Here is a 15,367-nt window from a genome sequence, read left to right as displayed (position 1 = left end):
TCATCGTTCGGTGAATAACTTTATGGTGAATATTATGGCTGCTATAGTGGCTTATTGCTTAAATCCAAATAAGCCAACTTTCCAAAACTTGCTAAAAAGCTAAAATATTTCATCGAACTCAGGTTAAATTAAGTTAAGCGTAGCTCGATCCATCCCTTCAGGTAACTGAATTTCCTTTTGCGCAGATATAGTTTTTTGTCCATTAGTCTTGATAATCTCCGAAACTTTTTTATCTATTGATCCTGTTTCTTCACCATCCTCATTATTTTTAATTTCACTATCTACAAGTAAATTTTCGATATAAATGAACTTGTCACAGGCTTTCTTAAATGCTTCAGGCGTAGCTTTTTTGCCAAAGCCATACACAGTTAGACCATTTTCACGAATACGTGAAGCTAAGGGCGTGAAATCACTATCACTGGATACAATACAAAATCCATCTAATGCACCTGCATAAAGTAAATCCATAGCATCAATGATCAGGATCATATCCGTCGCATCTTTACCCTTGGTATAAGCGAATTGTTGTACCGGAGTGATGGCATGAGGAAGGAGTACATCTCGCCATTTCTTTAAAGTTTCGCTGCTCCAGTCCCCATACACACGTTTGACACTGGCAATTCCATATTTCGCAACTTCCTCCAATACCGATGAAATCGCGTTGATAGAAGAATTATCCGCATCGATTAATACAGCGAACTTTTTTGTCTGAATATCCACATCCACCCCAAGATATTATTTTTAATTTTTTATATACATGATTCTGACATAAAAAATGCCGACTTTCGTCAGCATTTTTTTGAATCTTAGAGTTTAGGCTTCAACCCATTTTCCGTCCTGATAAACCAGAGACCATTTGGTTTGCTTGCCTTCTGCAGTTTCCGAACCAATATATTGTGACTGGTTCTTACGGCTAAATTTTACCAGAGTTGGATTCCCTTCCGGGTCCACATCAGGTGCCTGCAAGATAAACTGATACTTTGGATCAAGCTGGTCGGCAACAGAACGAATCTCGGCCACTTTCGGTGCACGGGTTTCACGCACTTTCGGGAACTTGCTTGCCGCCAGGAATAAACCGGCTGCACCGTCACGCAGTACAAAGAAATCGTCATGCTTGGCAGAACGTAAATGCTCCATCTTGATCGGATCCACACGTGGAGGCGCAGGCTGACCGCTCTTTAAGACTTTACGGGTATTGTCACAGCTGGTACAGGCAAAATACGGACCAAAACGACCCGTCTTCAGCTGCATTTCACCATCACACTTGTCGCATGGGATACTCGGGCCATCATAGCCTTTAATTTTGAACTCACCTTCTTCAAGTTCAAAACCACTACAGTCCGGGTTATTCCCACAGATATGCAGTTTACGGCCGCCATCAATCACATAGCTGTCCATGGCAGTTTCACAGATCGGACAACGCTTCTTCGACATCAGGTCAGCAGTTTCCGCAGCCTCATCATCAGATAATGCAGCCAGAGACTCCACTGGTGTCAGGTTCAAGGTTCCCTTACAACGCTCTTTCGGCGGCAAGTTATAGCCTGAACAACCCAGGAATACGCCTGTGGTTCCGGTACGAATCTGCATCGGACGGTCACATTCTTTACAGTGTACCGCATCCACTTCTACAGGCTGATTACGGCGCATTCCGTTTTCACCCTGCGCAGTAGTCAAACGCTGCTTGAAATCGCCATAGAAGCTGTCTAACAGCTCTTTCCAGTTACGCTCACCATCTGCCACCTTATCCAGCTGACCTTCAAGATCTGCGGTAAAGGCATAGTTCATCAGATTACTAAAATTTTCATCCAGACGATCGGTGACGATTTCGCCCATCTTCTCGGCATAGAGACGACGGTTATCCAGTTTCACATAACCACGATCCTGAATGGTCGAGATAATCGCAGCATAGGTTGATGGACGGCCAATGCCTTTTTTCTCGAGTTCTTTGACCAATGAGGCTTCGGTAAAACGTGCCGGTGGTTTGGTGAAATGTTGAGATGGGTCAAGTTTCTCAAGTTTGAGGACTTCACCCACTTTGACCGCAGGCAATAAAATATCGTCATCGGCTTTATTGGCACCACGCACGCGGGTAAAGCCATCAAAGACCAAGGTACGGCCTTTAGCTTTCAGTTCCACGCCATTGGCATCCACTAAAATGGTAGAAGACAAATATTCTGCCGGAGTCATCTGACAGGCAACAAACTGGCGCCAGATCAAGTCATAGAGGCGCTGTGCATCACGCTCAACACCTACCAGACTGTCGCCTTTTAAGCCAACCATAGATGGACGAATGGCTTCATGCGCTTCTTGCGCACCGGCTTTATTGCCATAACGGTTCGGCTTGGCAGGCAAATACTTCTCGCCAAACTCGGATTCGATATGACCACGCACCATATTCACCGCATCATCACTCAAGAAGGTCGAGTCGGTACGCATATAGGTAATGAAACCGGCTTCATACAGGCGCTGCGCCAGCATCATGGTTTTCTTCACAGAAAAACCGAGACGGGTACTGGCTGCCTGTTGTAGCGTTGACGTGATATACGGCGCACTTGGATTAACCTTGGTTGGCTTATCTTCACGTGCAGAAACCGTATAATCAGCATCTTTGATCAGGTTTAATAAGGCATCAGTTTCGGCTTTATTGCGTAGCTTGAGCGTCTTGCCATTTTGCTTGACCGCTTCGAGACGAATATCATCTTTTTTCGATTTGGTATCGGCAAACACCTGCCAGTATTCTTCAGGAATGAAGGCACGAATTTCACGTTCACGCTCGACCACTAGCTTCACCGCAACCGACTGTACACGACCGGCTGACAGACCACGCGCAATCTTTTCCCAAAGCAATGGCGAAATCATAAAGCCCACGACACGATCCAGGAAACGGCGTGCCTGCTGCGCATTGACTTTATTGGTATCCAGACGTGACGGATGCTTAAAGGCATCCTGAATCGCATTTTTGGTAATTTCGTTGAAAACCACACGCTGATAACGCGAATCATCACCGCCGATGACTTCTTTTAAATGCCAGGCAATCGCCTCTCCTTCCCTGTCCATATCCGTTGCCAGATAGACTTCATCGACTTGCGATGCCAGTTTTTTCAGTTCGGCAACCACATGTTCTTTGCCAGGAAGGACTTCGTATTTGGCTTTCCAGTCATGTTCCGGATCGACACCCATGCGGTTAATCAACGCATTCTGTGATTTTTCAGCTTTTTCTGCATCCGTCAGTTTGGTACGTGTCGCTGGTTTTTTCTCTGTCGATTTTGCAGAACCGCCAGTCGGTAAGTCACGCACATGACCCACCGATGATTTTACGATGTAGTTCGGACCAAGGTACTTATTGATTGTTTTCGCTTTTGCAGGCGACTCCACAATCACTAGGGCACGCTTGCTTCCAGCGTCGGGAGACTTCGCTGTGCTGCTTTTTGATGTGGACCGAGGAGCGTTCGCCATAATTAACTGTTAATCCTGTTTATTTCTAAATTAAAGTTCAGCCAAAGCGTGTAACAGTGCTTTGATGTCGTCGAGTTGGGTCGCTCTTAAATCAGCTTCTTCATCCCAGTACATGCCGACACAGTTGGCCTGCATATCAATAGCATAAATGCCTTTTAATGCAATGGGAAAATCTTTAAATTTCTCATCACCCTGCACGATTTCGAGTTTATTATCGACAACACGGGCGCGCATCAGGGGCAAACGCGCATCTGGCATCAGTACACTGTAGTACGCGACCATACTGGCACGACTTTCAGTCGCCTTCGGGATTTTGGTCCAGTCCGGTGCCACCACCAGACGTGGATGCAAACCCATTTTACGGGCTTTATCACGCATCAGCCCCAAGGCTTTTTCTCGGGGACTTACACGTAACCCGAAAATCGACCCTATGACGAAAATGATGATGACCACCGTCACCCAGATTCCAGTGTTTTCCATAGTTCAACCTTTATGTTCTATTATTAGAGTTGCATAAGCACAATATAAAACGCAAGTTTGCACGATAAAATTAATTCAGGAACATTTCATGACTATATAAAATTTCGTGACCATTCCAGTAAATATAACCTTTCTCGATCAACTCCTTCAGCAGCAAGCGGATGTCCGATTTTGGAAATAACTGTTCCAGTAAATCACGCAGCTCATAAATGTCTTTGGGTTTATCGCCCTGCAATTCACGCAGTTTACGCGCCACTTCCAGTTGTACCGGATCGATCCGGCCAAAGTTCTTGAACAGGTCTTGCTGTGCCGACTGGATTGGTGACTTGAGTATTTCAGATTCAACTGGAGCTTCTTCTGCCTTCAGTTGGGAAATGACCTGATCCAGTTTTGGATTTTCAACCGGGCTTTGTTCATCCAGATTGAGTTGCAGCCATTGTTTCAAAACTTTTTTGCGGAAGCTGATTTGCTCATCATAGCGTTTGACGATTTTCAGGTTAATCAACATGCCGACCACATGCTGAGCTTTTACCGGCATCACTTGCAGAATATTCGCCACTGAGTTTTTTAGGGTTTCCACCGTATTCGGTTTGCCGCTCATTTTCCCTAACGCATCACAGTATTTTTTCACCAGTTGCAAGGCAGGTTTGTTCTTTATGGTATCCAGACTCGGAAGATGATTTTTAGGTTGATCGGTTGGAATGTTTGTCTCATCAGGCTGAATCTGAATTAGGTGACACGGAATATCAGAAGCTTGCAGCATCTGCTGCAACATCTCGCAGCTGTCCATCGCCGAGATCAATTCAACCTCGGTTTCCGGCTCCAGTAGCGCCATAAGCTGACCGACAATGACCGCATATTCATATTCTTTTTGTGGCGATTCAGGCGTGTCCAGTACCACCACCTGACCACTGCTAATCCAGCCGGCAAGCTCGGTTAAATCCTCTAAGGAGAATTCAAATTTTCCGGCACAGCTAAACAGATATAAAGTCGAATAATGCGCCACAATCTCACGCATTAACTTGGCTGTAGGGAAATTATTTTCGAGGTCGAGTAGAACAACTTTTGGGTGCATGGGACGCAATTCCGGAATGTACCTGAGAGCCGGTATTAGAGTAGGAAGTGAGTGAAAGGTCAAATAATTTTATGGCTGAATGGGTGCAGCCCTGTTTCGGCAGAGGGCCAAACTGCATTTTATGAAATGCCGGCAAGAAATCTGTTTGCAAGCGCGAATGTTTGTTTTCAACAGGAAAATTCTTTTGCACTTGATCATCACGCTGCACTTGATTACTTTTATATGCGTGTTTAAGGCAATTTAAAAGCCCATTCAAAACAAAAATACTTCTCTTTTTATCATCTTATAGATTGACTCATTTTTATTTTTCAATAAAAAACCCTTAGATCAGCTAAGGGTTATTGTTGATTAAATCATTGGTTGCAAATTAATAATGCGGTGGTCGGTCTGCAACCGGATCAAATTCTGCTATGCCTTCAGACAGATCTGAAGACTCAACACGTTGATATAACAGCGTCATTTGCTTTTTCAGATCAGCAATTTCCAGGGTCTGTTTGGCCACCTGATCATTCAACTGTTCAACTAAATCGTCTAAAAATGCAATTCGCACTTGCAAATCTTCAATGGGTGCGGAAAATGACGCCTGATCATTTAGATTTTGTTGTTTAGTCATTTAAAGTCCTCATTGGGGATTTCAGGAAACATTATGGCCTATATTACCCTTAGGGATGTCCAACTTGCGTTTGGTGGACCCGCCCTGCTCGACGGCGCGAATTTTAACTTGGAACGCGGCGAACGAGTGTGTTTGATTGGCCGTAATGGTGAGGGTAAGTCTACCTTACTTAAGCTGATTGAAGGAAGTTTACTGCCTGACAACGGCGAAGTTTCATTACAAAACGGCATTACTATTTCCATGCTGGCGCAAGATGTACCGATGGATTCAGGTAAAGTGGCTGATATCGTGGCAGATGGTGCCGGTGAAGCATCGGAAGTTTTGCGTGCTTATCATGCTGCCAGTGAAGCCTGTGTACTCGGTGACATGGACGCCTGTGATCGTATGGGCAACCTGCAACACAAAATGGACCAGCTCGATGGCTGGGCGCTGGAAACCAAGGTCAATTCGATTTTAAGCAAAATGGGGCTGGACCCAGATGCAGATCTTGCCGATTTGTCGGGTGGTCGTAAGCGTCGTGTCCTATTGGCACGTGCCTTGCTGACTCAGCCAGATGTCCTGTTACTCGACGAACCGACTAACCATTTAGACGTTGAAAGTATCGAATGGCTGGAAAAATTCCTGCTCGATCAAAATAATTTGACCCTATTGTTCATTTCGCATGACCGTGCCTTTGTCGATAGCATTGCTACCCGTATTGTTGAACTGGATCGTGGTCAACTGCGTAGTTATGAAGGTAACTATTCACGTTATCTAGACCTGAAAGCCCAGCAAATGGAAGCTGAAGAAAAGCAAAATGCGCTGTTCGATAAAAAGCTGGCTGAGGAAGAAGTCTGGATCCGTCAAGGGATTAAAGCCCGTCGTACCCGTAACGAAGGTCGTGTCCGTGCCCTAAAAGCATTACGTGAAGAATCTAGAGCACGTCGTTCGCAACAAGGTAAAGTGACGATGGCGACTCAGGATGCCAACCGTTCCGGCAAACTGGTGTTTGAAATTGAGAACCTGAGTGTGAAATTCGGTGACAATGCACCGATCATCAACAACTTCTCTGCACTTGTCCTCCGTGGCGACCGTATCGGTCTGGTCGGTGATAACGGTGTCGGTAAAACTACCCTCATTAAAGCCATTCTGGGCGAGCTAGAACATGGCGGTACGGTGAAGACCGGTACGCAGTTAGAAGTGGCCTATTTCGACCAGCTCCGTAATGCGCTGGATCTGGAAAAATCTGTTAAAGATAACGTCTCAGAAGGTTCTGACCACGTGGATGTGAATGGTAACCGTCGTCATATCTATAGTTATTTACAAGATTTCCTGTTTTCGCCAGAACGTGCCCGTACACCAGTCAAAGCTTTGTCAGGTGGTGAGCGCAACCGTATCCTGCTAGCGAAACTGTTGCTGAAACCATCGAACCTGATTGTGATGGATGAGCCAACCAACGACCTGGATATGGTGACTTTAGAGTTACTGGAAGAGATGCTGGGTGGCTACAAAGGCACCCTGCTGTTGATCTCGCATGACCGTGCCTTTATGGACAACGTGGTAACATCCACTTGGGTCTTTGATGGTAAGGGCAATATTGACGAATATGTCGGCGGTTATCAGGATTATCTTGAACAGCGCCCGGATCAAACCGTGGTTGACCAAAAAAGTGCCGTGAAAAAAGCCATGGCCAAAGCAGAAGCCGAGACTGCGCCGGTCGCTGCCAAAAAAGTTAAACTCAGTTATAAAGACCAACGTGCACTTGAGCAACTTCCAGCTGAGATGGAAGCGCTAGAAAAAGAGCAGGCCGAGATCAATGCACAACTGGCTGATGGCTCTTTATTTGTGACTGATTCTGATAAAGCACTGAAACTGTCTAACCGTTTATCCGAAATTGATGAGCTGTTACTGGAAAAATTAGAGCGCTGGGAAGAGCTGGATAATCTAAGTAACGGCTAAATATTCCCCGAGCTTTTACTAAAGCATCTGTATTCGTACAGATGCTTTTTTATTTCAATAATCTTCTCTGTTAGACTGCATTTAATCTTTTGGCCCTAAATTGTTTTATGAGTACTCAGCCTGCATATCAACCCGGTGAATTTCAATGGTCATTCCTGTTACCTCAATATTGGGGCAAATGGCTAGGCATTATTTTCCTGATGATTCTGGCGATCTTACCTTGGGCCATTCAGCATCGTCTGGCGTCCCTGCTAGGCCACCTTTCTTTTAAATACTTGAAATCACGCCGTGAAACCACGCTGCGTAATCTGGAAGTCTGCTTTCCCGAATGGTCTGAAAAGCAGGTACAGGACAATGCCCGTCAGGTATTTATCGATCAAATGCTGGGGGTGTTTGAGACGCTGAATGCCTGGTACAGTCCGAAATGGTTTCAGGGCCGCGTCAGTATTGAAGGCTTGGAACATATTCAGAAGGCACAAGCCGCAGGCCAAGGCATGCTGTTATTAGGCACGCATTCAACTTTGCTCGATGCGGGTGGTTATCTTTGCGCACAATATTTTGAACCGGATGTGGTCTATCGTCCGCAGAATAATCCACTTTTGGACATGCTGATTTACCGTTGTCGCGCCACAATTTATGCCAATCAGATTGACCATGATGATATGCGCGGTCTGGTACGTAACCTGAAAAATGGCCATGCGATCTGGTACAGTCCGGATCAGGATTATGGTTTAAAACAAGGCGTGATGGCACCTTTTTTTGGCGTGCCTGCGGCGACTGTAACCGCACATCGCCGTTTACTGAAAATGACCAAAGCGGCTGCAATTCCTTTATATTTCTACCGTCATGGCGATATTAACAATCCGCACTACCATGTGCTCATTGAACCGGCACTGGAAAACTTCCCTAGTGAGAATGAAGTTGAAGATGCCACTCGCGTGAACCGGGTGATTGAGCAGCAGTTGCGCATCGCACCGACCCAATATATGTGGTTCCACCGCCGTTTTAAGACTCGCCCTGAAGGTTATAAATCAATTTACTAAATCGATTTGATCACGGAATTTGAAGGGCTATAGCTTAAAATCATGTTTAAGTAATTGAAATAATTTAACCCGAGCTCTACATCCTGTAAAACTCGGGTTAATGAGGTTGTGCTTTCACATATTATAATTCGTTCTGCTTTTTGTGATTTCCCTTTCAGCATCATATCCATGATGTTTTCATTCAGCTTCGTCTTCCTTATGAGAATATCCTTTCTCGACTCCCTGTGCTGATAAACCTAGAATACCCAGATTTCCAACCCCTGCCCATTCGCAAGAAGCGGAAACTGTTGTAAGCAATATCGTACACTTTTCTTCTAAAAAGCTAAGAGATTTTGCCTCCTTCTTTATATGCCATAGCAACTTCATCAGTGACTATTTTTTCCTCTTTCTCTGCTTTCTGAATGCCTTCTTCAATAGCTTTTTGTGCTTCTTGCTCATCTTCATCAGTTTGTTCTAATTCTTCCTGAATATGCTCGAATACCCGACCGGTTTGTAAAACCAGAAAGACCGGAAAATGGTCAGAGCCTACATGCGGTAAACGTTCCATATGTACCAAGGCAAAATCGGTACTGTGAAAGACGTGATCCAGCGACCAGCGAAAAAAAGGATAATCTGCGTGAAAAGTATTTACATAATGACGCCCTACCCGCGGATCTAGCAACCCACTAATGCGTTGAAACAGGCGTGTGGTACGTGACCAGGCCACGTCATTCAGATCGCCCATGACGATACAGCTTTCATCCAGATCTTTAATCTGATCACCGACAATCAGCAGTTCAGCATCACGCAAGGTAGAATCCTTGGCCTCGGTCGGACTGGGTGGTTTGGGATGCAGACAGTAGAGCTGTACCGCTTGTCCCGAACGTAAGATCACCGTGGTATGAATGGAGGGAATTTCATCACTCAGAATAAATTTAACCTCAGTTTCACTCAGTTCAAGCTTGCTATATAGATGCATGCCATACAGATTATCCAAAGGCACAGGCACGCGATAAGGATAATCAGCTTCAATCACTGAGAGTGCATTTTGCCAGTTTTGATCGGTTTCCAGGGTTAAAACCAGATCTGGCTGATGAATCTGGATCTGCTCGATCAGTAAATGATATTTGGTATTGGTAGTAAGTACATTGGAAACGACGAGGGAAATCTGACGTTGCGGATCCAGCTGATCCTGCTTGACCTGCTTGACCTGTTTTTTCCAGATAAAAGTATAGGGCAATACCATTTTCAGCTGATAGGCCAAAGCCGCCATCAGCCCTATAAAAAGTAGCTGATTCAACCAGTTCCAGGGATGATCAACCAGAAGAAAAAGAATAAAGGCGATAAAGCCCAATACCAGAATTTGTAAGCGTGGAAAATCCGCACCCCGAATCCACCATTCATCACGTGGTATCAGTGACCAAAAACTTAACCAAATGACAATGATTGCCAGAATTTGGATAACCCATATCATAAACTGCGCTCTTAATTAAGTTATTATTTTTTCTAAAAGAAAAATGACGTTATCAATTTTGTATGTATCATAAAGCAGATATTTCTCTCAAGAATATTGATGTTTTGATTGTGTAGCTCTTGCAGTTGGGTCCCTTTTTGGTACACTCGAATCCCTTTTGATTTTTTAACGCACCGAGGCAAAGTGACATGAAAGTAGGTCTGGTCGGTTGGCGCGGGATGGTCGGTTCCGTCCTTATGCAACGTATGGTTGAAGAGAATGATTTTGCTCATTTTGAGCCATTCTATTTCTCTACCAGTAATGCAGGCGGTGAAGCGCCGGCATTTGGCGGTAAGACCGCCCCAGCACTTATGGATGCATCAGACATTAACAGTCTGAAGCAAATGGATGTCATTATTACCTGTCAAGGTGGCGACTATACCTCTGAAGTTTTCCCGAAATTGAAAGCTGAAGGCTGGAATGGTTACTGGATTGATGCAGCATCAACCTTACGTATGGATGATGAAGCCATCATCGTACTTGATCCGGTCAACATGCATGTGATCAAAGATGGTTTGGTTAAAGGCACCAAGACTTTTGTCGGTGGTAACTGTACAGTTTCCTTGATGCTGATGGGCTTGGGCGGTCTATTCCAGAACAATCTGGTGGAATGGGCAACGTCAATGACCTATCAGGCCGCTTCAGGTGCAGGCGCGCAAAACATGCGTGAACTGATCAATGGTATGGGTTATTTATATAACAATACCAAAGAGTTGCTTGATGATCCGCGTTCTCCAATTCTGGATATCGACTCTAGAATTGCTGAATTACAACGTGGTGAAGGCTTCCCGTCTGCAAACTTTGGTGTGCCTTTGGCTGGTTCACTCATTCCTTATATCGATAAGCAACTGGAAAGCGGCCAGTCGAAAGAAGAATGGAAAGGTCAGGTCGAGACCAACAAGATTCTGGGCAATCAGCAGATCGTGCCAATTGATGGTCACTGCGTGCGTATTGGTGCCATGCGTTGTCACTCTCAGGCATTAACCCTGAAATTGAAAAAAGATGTACCTTTGGATGAAATCGAAGACATCATTGCACGTGCCAATGACTGGTCTAAAGTGGTTCCAAATACTCGTGAAGCATCCATGACTGATCTGACACCTGTTGCTGTAACAGGTACTTTAAGCGTTCCAGTCGGCCGTCTGCGCAAGCTGAATATGGGTAAAGAATATCTGGGTGCGTTCACTGTAGGTGACCAGTTGCTTTGGGGTGCGGCCGAGCCGTTACGCCGTATGCTGCGTATTCTGATTGATTATAAAAATGCCTAATATCCTTTGGATATAAAGCCAAAAGCCGATCTTTATTGATCGGCTTTTTTATGTAACTATTGCGTAAGTATTAGATCTCTTGCGAAAGTCATTATTGCAAGTTTATCCGGTTTACGAGTGCAGCAATTAAGTTAATGCGTAAGCCGAATCTTTTCCGTCTATTTCGATAGCGTTCACTTAATATTCTAAATGTTTTCAATTGACTATTAATGTGTTCGATCACAACTCGTATTTTTTCAATCATTTTATTGTACTTTTTCTCAACATCAAATAAGGGTAAATTCTTCTTTTTCTTTATTGGCATCAATAATTTAAAGCCATCTTGCTCTAATCCGTAGTACCCTAGATCAGTCATAACATATTCACAATGTTTGAATTTCTTAACCGTTTTTCTTGCCAATTTAATATCATGCTGACTGCCATTCGATATATCTAGCCCTATGATTTGTTTGCTGTTCGGATGATAGATCACTTGTACTTTTAGCGTATATTTCTTCTTTTTACCACTGTAGAATTTACTCTGATTTTTTTTTCGGACGTTCTATTGAACATTCTGTCGCATCAATAATTACCCAGTTAAAGTGTTCGTCTGCCGTGGTAATGCTTCGTTTTGGCAGAGTAAAACGTCTTGATTTCATCAATGCATCTTCAACCTTTTTAATGGTTCGATTCACATTACTTTCAGCGATATGGTAATTTGCCGCTAATTCCAGTTGAGTGCTGTAGTTCCGTAAGTAATTGAGAGTTAATAACAACTGATCCTCTATATCTAAAGTATGAGGACGACCTGATTTCTTTTTGAGTGATTCTGCTTTTTCTAAAACCTCTACCATTTCAGTAAAAACATGTCGAGGTACGCCAACCAAGCGTTTGAATTCAGAATCTGAAAAACGATTTAATTTCTGATATCTCATGAAATTTATATTGAGGTGGTTTTTACTTTCGCAAGAGGTCTATTTTACAAAAAACAAACATCCCGTTAATCTATAATTTTCGCTATGCGATAATGACTGAGCTCACGATTAAGATGACTGTATATAACAAATTAAAGCTTGCCATTTTAGCCATTGTCGCTTCACAAAACATTTATGCGATTAATGTAGATCCGGTTCAGATTCAGTCTGCCCCTGGGGAATTACTCTATGCAGAAATGACTTTTCGGCAGTCTAATATCAATTTGCCGATTGAAGTCAGTCTGGCTTCACCTGAAGATTTAATGTCAATTGGTGCATCGCATCAGCCGCCTGGTCATCTAAACTTTTTTACTCGGCGTAGCAATAATGGCACCGGGGTCATTACTATTACTTCTTCTCGACCAATGACAGAGCGCGAGCTGAATATTATTGTCAAAATCAAGGAAGGCAATGCCGCACGGCTGCAACATATTCGTACGCCCTTACAAGCTAAAACCGATTTATTAAAAGCCAGTCTCAAACAGAATGAACGCCCGCTTGCACCAGTTATCGTCGTCAGTGAAAAAGATATTGCACTCAACTTACCCGTAAGTAGTCATTACAGTACAACAGCTTCCACAGCCTTAAATAAGCCACCGGCTCTAGAAAAGCCGTTGGCATTGCAACGTACAGCACCACCAACATTATCGAACACTTCTATTCCTAAAACTGCATTTGTGCCAGCTGTAATGACATCAAGTCCAGCGATTCAGGCTCAAGCGATTGCGCCTGTACTGAAAAGCGAGGCTGTAACTGCACCCGATACTCAAGCCCCAGTTAAAACTGCAGCGGCGCTTTCAGACTCAGTAAAGACCTCACAAGCAACTCTTGCATCGCCGGCTCCTGTAGCAGCTTCAACTGCAAACAAACCGGCTAGTACGATGCCAGAAAATCAAAGCGCATCAGTACCAAATAAAGCAGATGTGCAGAAAGCTGTAGAGTCCCGTTCTGATCATCAAACAGCTTCCAGTGATCCATTGGTGAAGAAATTTGCTGAGGAGCAAGCCAGAAAATCAACTGGATCAGCCAATCCGGTGAAAACTCCAGCTCCAGTTACAACAAAAGCCTCACCAGTCAAAGCAACTCCGAATCAGACTCCACCTACTTATGTGGTTCAATCCAATGAGTCACTGTGGGGGATTGCTTCAAGAATTGCCGAACAGCAGCAGCGTCCTGTCAATGAAGTCATGCAACAAATTAAAAAAGACAATGAGCATGCTTTTATTGGAGGAAATGCCAATCGTCTACGTAAAGGTGCTGCATTGAACTTAAATACGACTCATCCTACACCTGCGCCTATTAAAGTCACTGCGGTAAAGCAAACTGAGCTACCGTCTAAGCCTACTGGCAAGACTAAATACCGCCTGAATCAGGCAGAAATGAGCCTAGTGGCTGAGAACCAGCGCGATTCCGGGCAAGTTTCTGCAAACCAGAACACAGAACGCAATCAAACATCAAAGGAATTGTCATTAAAAGTTATGACAGCCCGAGAAAAAACCGTTAAATTACAGAGAAACGTAACTGAATTAGAATTGGCACTCAATCAGAAGGATCACAGAATTCAGTTATTAAATGCGCGTCTGGCCCAGCTACAACAACAGCTCAAAGCCCAACAAGCAGATAAGAAGCCAATTAATTAAAAAGTTACACATGACGATTTATTGGGATAGGCGAACTTAAACTACTCTATCCCCAAGGGGTAAAACATGCTGATTTATGTGATTCCATTAGTGATATTGATCATCGTATTAATTGTCTTTAAAAAACGACAAGATGCTCAAGAATCAGATAAAGCAAAAACTAAAACGGTAAAAGCAAAAAAACCTGGTTCTGCGTCAAAAGCTGCCCCACAAAGAACCAAGGTGGTGGAGCCAGTCGGGGTCACAAAAAAATCAGCAACGCCATTATCAGCAGACACACGTAAGAAAATTGAGGGCCTGATTCAGGACCGTAATTTTTTTGCGGCCGAAGCACAGATTAATCAGGCACTGAATCGGGATAATTCCCAGCATGAACTCTATCTGTTGTTATTGGATATTCACATCTTACAAAAAGATGAGTTTGCGATTTCACAGCTGCTTAACCATATCCGTTCTTTGCATTTAGATGAGATTCTGGTACAAGCTGAAGCAAAACAGCGTGAATTTGAAAAATCTTCATCTGCTGTACAAGATACTATTGATTTTCCAAGTGCCCAGCCTAAAACTTCTTCTGCGCAGGAAGCTGCTTCAACTTCAGATGCCTTTGCCGATCTGGTTGCACCGGCCCCTTCAAATGAACTGGCATTTGAACAATTGCAGCAGGACTTTCAATCAAGCAAGCCGGCCCCTGTTGCAGAACCTGTAGCAGATATTCAGCCACTTGAATTTAATTTTGAACCAAAGACTACCCCAGTAGAAACACCAAAAGCTGAAGAGGCTCCTGTACCTGCTGCTCCTTCTGTAGATTTTGAATTTCAAACTACATCTACAGATATTCAAACTAGAGCAGTAACAGAAACGGCACCTGTCTTAGACTTTAAACTGGATTTGGAACAGCCTGCTCCAGTAGAAACAACACCAACTGTGACTGAAGAAATCAAGCCTCTCGATTTTTCATTCTCACTTGATACACCTGTACCAGCAGCTGAAAAAACTGCGGTGCCAGCGACTGAGTTTGATCTGTCCAGTTTGACAGCTGCAGCACCTATGGCAGAACTAACGCCACAAACCAATCTAGCAGACATAGATTTTAAATTAGATTATTTGGAAACCACGCCAGAAGCGCCTGCTGCAACAGTGATGAGTTTCGACCTCCCTGCTACGCCAGCTCAGGTAGCCGTAGACCAGCATGATCCACTCGTACAATCTTTCCCGGAATTACTGGATGTTAATGAAGCGAGTCTCAATCTTGATCTTGCGCAGCAATATATTCAACTCGGTGCTTATGCCGCTGCCCGCGAAATCATTGCCGAGCGAGAAGCTGAATATACTCCTGAACAACAGCAACGCGCAGAGCAATTACTGAATCAAATCGCATCTTGATGCATTTCGATTTACACTAAAGCAGT

Annotated in this window: 12 protein-coding genes and 1 pseudogene; 6 read left to right on the top strand and 7 right to left on the bottom strand. The window is 44.0% G+C overall.

What is annotated here, in order from left to right; all coding sequences use genetic code 11:
* Positions 1 to 294 precede the first annotated feature (294 nt).
* The 4 genes and pseudogenes from AC1P5O_RS10380 to AC1P5O_RS10365 all read right to left on the bottom strand — a co-directional run.
* Positions 295 to 726, bottom strand: a pseudogene (locus tag AC1P5O_RS10380) (NYN domain-containing protein); the annotation flags it as partial.
* Between the two features lie 87 nt (positions 727 to 813).
* On the bottom strand, positions 814 to 3,456 hold the full coding sequence (gene topA / locus AC1P5O_RS10375) for a type I DNA topoisomerase (RefSeq protein ID WP_004278474.1): 2,643 nt from the start codon (positions 3,454 to 3,456) through the stop codon (positions 814 to 816).
* Positions 3,457 to 3,486: 30 nt separating this feature from the next.
* Positions 3,487 to 3,936, bottom strand: a complete 450-nt coding sequence (locus AC1P5O_RS10370) for a hypothetical protein (RefSeq protein ID WP_004647398.1) — start codon at positions 3,934 to 3,936, stop codon at positions 3,487 to 3,489.
* A 70-nt stretch (positions 3,937 to 4,006) separates the two neighbouring features.
* Positions 4,007 to 5,011, bottom strand: coding sequence for a hypothetical protein (locus AC1P5O_RS10365; protein ID WP_005261740.1), 1,005 nt, complete (start codon positions 5,009 to 5,011; stop codon positions 4,007 to 4,009).
* Between the two features lie 51 nt (positions 5,012 to 5,062).
* Between AC1P5O_RS10365 and AC1P5O_RS10360 the strand changes: the two genes are divergently transcribed.
* Positions 5,063 to 5,245 carry a hypothetical protein gene (locus tag AC1P5O_RS10360; protein ID WP_165353905.1) on the top strand — a complete coding sequence of 61 codons (183 nt, stop codon included), beginning with the start codon at positions 5,063 to 5,065 and terminating at the stop codon, positions 5,243 to 5,245.
* A gap of 133 nt (positions 5,246 to 5,378) precedes the next feature.
* Here AC1P5O_RS10360 and AC1P5O_RS10355 read toward each other — a convergent pair whose 3' ends face one another.
* The gene (locus AC1P5O_RS10355; protein WP_004278477.1) at positions 5,379 to 5,624 is read right to left on the bottom strand and encodes a SlyX family protein; all 246 of its coding nucleotides are present in this window, start codon (positions 5,622 to 5,624) and stop codon (positions 5,379 to 5,381) included.
* A gap of 33 nt (positions 5,625 to 5,657) precedes the next feature.
* Here AC1P5O_RS10355 and AC1P5O_RS10350 point away from each other — a divergent pair, with 33 nt between their 5' ends.
* Both AC1P5O_RS10350 and AC1P5O_RS10345 read left to right on the top strand, forming a co-directional pair.
* Positions 5,658 to 7,562: an ATP-binding cassette domain-containing protein gene (locus tag AC1P5O_RS10350; RefSeq protein ID WP_138742838.1), complete on the top strand. Its 1,905-nt coding sequence runs from the start codon at positions 5,658 to 5,660 to the stop codon at positions 7,560 to 7,562.
* 107 nt (positions 7,563 to 7,669) lie between these two features.
* Positions 7,670 to 8,605 (top strand): LpxL/LpxP family acyltransferase, encoded by a 936-nt coding sequence (locus AC1P5O_RS10345; protein ID WP_004729480.1) that lies wholly within the window; start codon positions 7,670 to 7,672, stop codon positions 8,603 to 8,605.
* Positions 8,606 to 8,927: 322 nt separating this feature from the next.
* Here AC1P5O_RS10345 and AC1P5O_RS10340 read toward each other — a convergent pair whose 3' ends face one another.
* On the bottom strand, positions 8,928 to 10,058 hold the full coding sequence (locus AC1P5O_RS10340; RefSeq protein WP_138742837.1) for an endonuclease/exonuclease/phosphatase family protein: 1,131 nt from the start codon (positions 10,056 to 10,058) through the stop codon (positions 8,928 to 8,930).
* A 188-nt stretch (positions 10,059 to 10,246) separates the two neighbouring features.
* Here AC1P5O_RS10340 and asd point away from each other — a divergent pair, with 188 nt between their 5' ends.
* On the top strand, positions 10,247 to 11,365 hold the full coding sequence (gene asd / locus AC1P5O_RS10335) for an aspartate-semialdehyde dehydrogenase (RefSeq protein WP_004647391.1): 1,119 nt from the start codon (positions 10,247 to 10,249) through the stop codon (positions 11,363 to 11,365).
* 91 nt (positions 11,366 to 11,456) lie between these two features.
* On the opposite strand, the gene AC1P5O_RS10330 is transcribed toward asd, so the two are convergent.
* A protein-coding gene (locus AC1P5O_RS10330) for an IS5 family transposase (protein WP_101627170.1) occupies positions 11,457 to 12,279 on the bottom strand; the annotation gives its coding sequence in 2 pieces (ribosomal slippage) (positions 11,457 to 11,897 and positions 11,899 to 12,279; 822 coding nt in all).
* Between the two features lie 113 nt (positions 12,280 to 12,392).
* Between AC1P5O_RS10330 and AC1P5O_RS10325 the strand changes: the two genes are divergently transcribed.
* Both AC1P5O_RS10325 and fimV read left to right on the top strand, forming a co-directional pair.
* Positions 12,393 to 13,958 carry a FimV/HubP-related protein gene (locus AC1P5O_RS10325; protein WP_499005988.1) on the top strand — a complete coding sequence of 522 codons (1,566 nt, stop codon included), beginning with the start codon at positions 12,393 to 12,395 and terminating at the stop codon, positions 13,956 to 13,958.
* Between the two features lie 66 nt (positions 13,959 to 14,024).
* Positions 14,025 to 15,341 (top strand): T4P machinery localization factor FimV, encoded by a 1,317-nt coding sequence (gene fimV / locus AC1P5O_RS10320; RefSeq protein WP_138742836.1) that lies wholly within the window; start codon positions 14,025 to 14,027, stop codon positions 15,339 to 15,341.
* Positions 15,342 to 15,367 lie beyond the last annotated feature (26 nt).

It is taken from the genome of Prolinoborus fasciculus (genome assembly GCF_056724605.1).
This window is presented reverse-complemented; position numbering and strand designations above follow the sequence as displayed.

Bases quoted from the DNA above. Each gene is read 5' to 3' on its own strand.
- AC1P5O_RS10370 (WP_004647398.1), bottom strand. From the start codon at position 3,936: ATGGAAAACACTGGAATCTGGGTGACGGTGGTCATCATCATTTTCGTC.
- AC1P5O_RS10325 (WP_499005988.1), top strand. From the start codon at position 12,393: ATGACTGTATATAACAAATTAAAGCTTGCCATTTTAGCCATTGTCGCT.
- AC1P5O_RS10340 (WP_138742837.1), bottom strand. From the start codon at position 10,058: ATGATATGGGTTATCCAAATTCTGGCAATCATTGTCATTTGGTTAAGT.
- AC1P5O_RS10345 (WP_004729480.1), top strand. From the start codon at position 7,670: ATGAGTACTCAGCCTGCATATCAACCCGGTGAATTTCAATGGTCATTC.
- AC1P5O_RS10355 (WP_004278477.1), bottom strand. From the start codon at position 5,624: ATGACTAAACAACAAAATCTAAATGATCAGGCGTCATTTTCCGCACCC.
- AC1P5O_RS10365 (WP_005261740.1), bottom strand. From the start codon at position 5,011: ATGCACCCAAAAGTTGTTCTACTCGACCTCGAAAATAATTTCCCTACA.
- AC1P5O_RS10350 (WP_138742838.1), top strand. From the start codon at position 5,658: ATGGCCTATATTACCCTTAGGGATGTCCAACTTGCGTTTGGTGGACCC.
- topA (WP_004278474.1), bottom strand. From the start codon at position 3,456: ATGGCGAACGCTCCTCGGTCCACATCAAAAAGCAGCACAGCGAAGTCT.
- asd (WP_004647391.1), top strand. From the start codon at position 10,247: ATGAAAGTAGGTCTGGTCGGTTGGCGCGGGATGGTCGGTTCCGTCCTT.
- fimV (WP_138742836.1), top strand. From the start codon at position 14,025: ATGCTGATTTATGTGATTCCATTAGTGATATTGATCATCGTATTAATT.